Below are 1,554 nucleotides of genomic sequence, written 5' to 3' on the forward strand. Positions count from 1 at the left end.
TTAGCGAATGTGTATCACCTTTTTTTAATGAGGACACGCTTCAATATTCTGACAGCTCTTACTTAAACAAAATAGGGCGTAACCATAAAACATAGACAAAAAAAGCCAGCAACCTAAGGTTGCTGGCTTTTTATAGACTGAGTCTAACTATATAGAAGATTACTCTTCAGAATAGTCTTCGTCAGCAGCTTCTTCGTCAGCAGAATCTTCGTTGTTACCATCTTCAGAAAGAATGGTAACCAAGATGCTAGCAGTAACGTCATGGTGTAGCTGAATATCAACATTGTATTCGCCAACTTGACGTAAAGTGCCTCCAGGAAGCTTGATTTCAGCACGATCTACTTCTAGACCTGAGTTAGTCAATGCTTCGGCGATATCGCGAGTACCGATAGAGCCGAATAGCTTGCCTTCGTCACCTGATTTAGCACGCATGATGACATTAACATCAGTTAAAGCATCAGCACGCTCTTGAGCACTAGCGATTTCTTTTGCTTCTTCAGCTTCAAGCTCAGCACGACGTGCTTCGAACTTTTCAATGTTAGCTTTAGTAGCAGGTAGTGCTTTACCCAAAGGGATAAGAAAGTTACGTCCGTAACCTGGTTTTACATCGACAGTTTCACCGAGTTTACCAAGGTTGACGATACGCTGTAACAAAATAATTTGCATGAGTCATTCCTAGTTAATTAACGGTTAACCCTGATGGTTATCAGTGTATGGAAGTAGCGATAAGTAACGAGCTTGCTTGATAGCAGTAGCTAGTTGACGCTGATATTTAGTAGATGTACCGGTAATGCGGCTTGGTACGATTTTACCATTATCACTGATGTACTGTTTTAGCAATTCAACATCTTTATAGTCGATGTGAGTGATGCCTTCAGCAGTGAAACGGCAGAATTTGCGACGGCGATAGAAACGTGCCATGAGTATTCTCCTTTAATTAGTCTTCACTGTTGTCGTTGTCGTCGCTATCGTTTTCACGATTGTCTGGACGACGAGTAGTTGCTTTGCGTGCGCGTTTTTCATCGGCATTCTTGGCTAACTGCGACTCTTCAGTGACAGCTTCGTCACGGCGCATAACTAGACTACGAATGATCGCGTCGTTATAGCGGAATAATTCTTCAAGTTCAGCCAAAGTTTCACCGTCAGTTTCAATATTGAAAAGAACGTAGTGAGCTTTGTGAATCTTGTTGATTGGATATGCCAATTGACGGCGGCCCCAATCTTCTAAACGATGGATAACACCGTTGTTGTCTTGAACTAACTTGATGTAGCGCTCAACCATGCCGACCACTTGGTCGCTTTGGTCTGGGTGTACAAGTAACACCAGTTCGTAATGTCGCATTATGACTCCTTACGGATTAGTAGCTATTAACCCTATGTTAATAGCAAGGAGATTTATAAGGTAAGCCCAATTCTGACCAGTTTTTATAAAAAACAATCTAGAATAAGCTTAGGATATAAAGCGCCGTATTATAGCAGTACTCAATCATTAACACAAAGGTTAATCGCTGAGATACTGCTAATAAACTATAAATTTCATAAATTGCTTTCTAA

The 1,554-nt window shown here is 41.0% G+C and carries 3 protein-coding genes; all 3 read right to left on the reverse strand.

Translation table 11 applies throughout. The features are described 5' to 3' along the window. Positions 1-159: 159 nt before the first annotated feature. Genes rplI through rpsF form a run of 3 tightly spaced genes read right to left on the reverse strand, consistent with a single transcriptional unit; the run spans position 160 to position 1,342 of the window. Positions 160-666 carry a 50S ribosomal protein L9 gene (gene rplI, locus ACT3RN_RS15490; RefSeq protein ID WP_192520964.1) on the reverse strand — a complete coding sequence of 169 codons (507 nt, stop codon included), beginning with the start codon at positions 664-666 and terminating at the stop codon, positions 160-162. 24 nt (positions 667-690) lie between these two features. Beyond that, positions 691-921 carry a 30S ribosomal protein S18 gene (rpsR, locus tag ACT3RN_RS15495; protein ID WP_010198808.1) on the reverse strand — a complete coding sequence of 77 codons (231 nt, stop codon included), beginning with the start codon at positions 919-921 and terminating at the stop codon, positions 691-693. A gap of 16 nt (positions 922-937) precedes the next feature. Next, the gene (rpsF, locus tag ACT3RN_RS15500) at positions 938-1,342 is read right to left on the reverse strand and encodes a 30S ribosomal protein S6 (protein WP_057759380.1); all 405 of its coding nucleotides are present in this window, start codon (positions 1,340-1,342) and stop codon (positions 938-940) included. Between the last annotated feature and the right edge of the window lie 212 nt (positions 1,343-1,554).

The sequence above is a fragment of the Psychrobacter sp. AOP5-GZ1-6 genome (genome assembly GCF_052376345.1).
Taxonomy (GTDB): Bacteria; Pseudomonadota; Gammaproteobacteria; order Pseudomonadales; family Moraxellaceae; genus Psychrobacter.

Excerpts from the sequence above, each read along its gene's own strand:
- rplI (WP_192520964.1), bottom strand. The coding sequence starts at position 666 with ATGCAAATTATTTTGTTACAGCGTATCGTCAACCTTGGTAAACTCGGT.
- rpsR (WP_010198808.1), bottom strand. The coding sequence starts at position 921 with ATGGCACGTTTCTATCGCCGTCGCAAATTCTGCCGTTTCACTGCTGAA.
- rpsF (WP_057759380.1), bottom strand. The coding sequence starts at position 1,342 with ATGCGACATTACGAACTGGTGTTACTTGTACACCCAGACCAAAGCGAC.